A 2,241-nucleotide genomic window follows, 5' to 3' on the forward strand; every position below is an offset into this window, starting at 1 on the left:
TGGCTGTTCCCGACGTACCGCGACACGGTCGCCGCGGTGGGCCGGGGTGTGGACCCGGTTGAGGCGCTGTCGCTGCTCAAGGGCGACTGGCACTGCGGCTACGACCCGTACGAGCACAACGTCGCGCCGCACGCGACGCCGCTGGCCACCCAGCTCCCGCACGCCGTGGGGGTCGCGCACGCCGCCCGGCTGCGCGGCGAGCCCACCGTCGTCCTGGCGCTCTGCGGTGACGGCGGCACCAGTGAGGGCGACTTCCACGAGGCGCTCAACTTCGCGGCGGTCCTGCGCGCGCCGGTCGTCTTCTTCGTGCAGAACAACGAGTACGCCATCAGCGTCCCGCTCGCCCGGCAGACCGCCGCCCCGTCCCTGGCGCACAAGGGCATCGGCTACGGCGTACCGGGAGAACGCGTCGACGGCAACGACACCGCCGCGCTGCTGGCCGTGCTCGGAGCCGCCGTGCAGCGCGCCCGCGCCGGCGAGGGACCGCAGCTCATCGAGGCGCACACGTACCGGATGCAGGCTCACACCAACGCCGACGACGCCACCCGCTACCGCCCGGACGCCGAGGTCGCGGCCTGGGTCGAGCGCGACCCGATCACCCGGCTCGAGGCCCACCTGCGTGAGCGGGGCCTGCTCGACGACGCGCAGCTCGCGGACATCACGGCGCAGGCCGAGAAGGTCGCCACCCACCTGCGCGACGGCCTCAACCGCGACGTCGAGCCCGACCCGGCGATGCTCTTCGACCACGTGTACGCGAGTCCCACCCCGCAGCTCACCGAGCAGGCCGCGCTGGTCGCCGACGAGCTCGAGCGCGAAGGAGCGCTGCGATGACGGTCACGGCCACCGACCACGTCAAGCTGACGATGGCCCAGGCGCTCAACCGGGCCCTGCGCGACGCGATGGCCGCGGACCCGGCGGTGGTGGTCTTCGGCGAGGACGTCGGCGCGCTCGGCGGCGTCTTCCGGATCACCGACGGCCTGACCGCCGAGTTCGGCGACAACCGGTGCTTCGACACGCCACTGGCCGAGTCCGGCATCGTCGGCGTGGCGGTCGGCATGGCGATGAACGGCATGCGCCCGGTGGTGGAGATGCAGTTCGACGCGTTCGCGTACCCGGCGTTCGAGCAGATCGTCAGCCACGTGGCGAAGATGCGGAACCGCACCCGCGGCCGGGTCACGCTGCCGATGGTGATCCGGGTGCCGTACGCGGGCGGCATCGGCGGGGTCGAGCACCACTGCGACTCCTCCGAGGCGTACTACGCGCACACGCCCGGCCTGCACGTGGTCGCCCCGGCGACGCCGGCGGACGCGTACGGGCTGCTGCGCGAGGCGGTCGCCTCGGACGACCCGGTGATCTTCCTGGAGCCCAAGAAGCTCTACTGGAGCAAGGAGGAGGTCGAGCTCGGCGCTCCGGTGCCCGGCATCGGCACCGCCGTGGTGCGCCGCGAGGGCACCGACGCCACGCTGATCGCGTACGGCCCGTCCGTGCCGGTCGCCCTGGAGGCCGCCGAGGTCGCCGCGAGCGAGGGCCGAAGCCTGCAGGTGGTCGACCTGCGCTCGATCGTGCCGTTCGACGACGAGACCGTGTGCGCCGCCGTGCGCAGCACCGGCCGGGCCGTCGTGGTCGCGGAGGCGGCCGGCTTCGCCAGCGTGTCCTCCGAGATCGTCGCCCGGGTCACCGAGCGCTGCTTCCACGCGCTGGCCGCCCCGATCCGCCGGGTGACCGGCTTGGACATCCCGTACCCGCCGCCGAAGCTCGAGCACTTCCAGCTGCCCGGCGTGGACCGCGTCCTGGACGCCGTGGACGACCTGCAGTGGGAGGACTCGTGAGCACGCAGACCTTCCTGCTGCCCGACCTCGGCGAGGGACTGACCGAGGCGGAGGTGGTGCGCTGGCTGGTCGAGGAGGGCGACACCGTCGAGGTCGACCAGCCGGTGGTCGAGGTGGAGACCGCGAAGTCACTGGTCGAGGTGCCCACGCCGTACGCGGGCCGGATCGCGACCCGGCACGCCACCGAGGGCGCCACGCTGGAGGTCGGCAAGCCGCTGCTCACGGTCGCGGCGCTGGTCCCGGAGGCGGAGACCTATCGCGAGGAGGAGCAGGCCGGATCGGGGAACGTCCTGATCGGGTACGGCACGACGGGCGCGACGGCCACTTCCCGGCGGCGTCGTCCGCGGGGCCGGCAGGCTCCGGCTGTGCTGCCGCACCGGGTGCCGCTCGTGGTGCCGCCGCACCAGCGGCG

Annotated in this window: 3 protein-coding genes; all 3 read left to right on the plus strand. The window is 73.6% G+C overall.

Annotated elements, in window-relative coordinates; genetic code table 11:
* On the plus strand, positions 1 to 831 hold an 831-nt coding region (locus tag AB0C29_RS44710; protein ID WP_360833932.1), incomplete at its 5' end, for a thiamine pyrophosphate-dependent enzyme.
* Positions 828 to 1,829, plus strand: a complete 1,002-nt coding sequence (locus tag AB0C29_RS44715) for an alpha-ketoacid dehydrogenase subunit beta (protein ID WP_360833934.1) — start codon at positions 828 to 830, stop codon at positions 1,827 to 1,829. The genes AB0C29_RS44710 and AB0C29_RS44715, both read left to right, overlap by 4 nt.
* The coding region (locus AB0C29_RS44720; RefSeq protein ID WP_360833936.1) for a biotin/lipoyl-containing protein at positions 1,826 to 2,241 on the plus strand (416 nt) is incomplete at its 3' end. The genes AB0C29_RS44715 and AB0C29_RS44720, both read left to right, overlap by 4 nt.

It is taken from the genome of Actinoplanes sp. NPDC048791 (genome assembly GCF_040650095.1).
Classification (GTDB): Bacteria; Actinomycetota; Actinomycetes; order Mycobacteriales; family Micromonosporaceae; genus Actinoplanes.

Excerpts from the sequence above, each read along its gene's own strand:
- AB0C29_RS44715 (WP_360833934.1), top strand. The coding sequence starts at position 828 with ATGACGGTCACGGCCACCGACCACGTCAAGCTGACGATGGCCCAGGCG.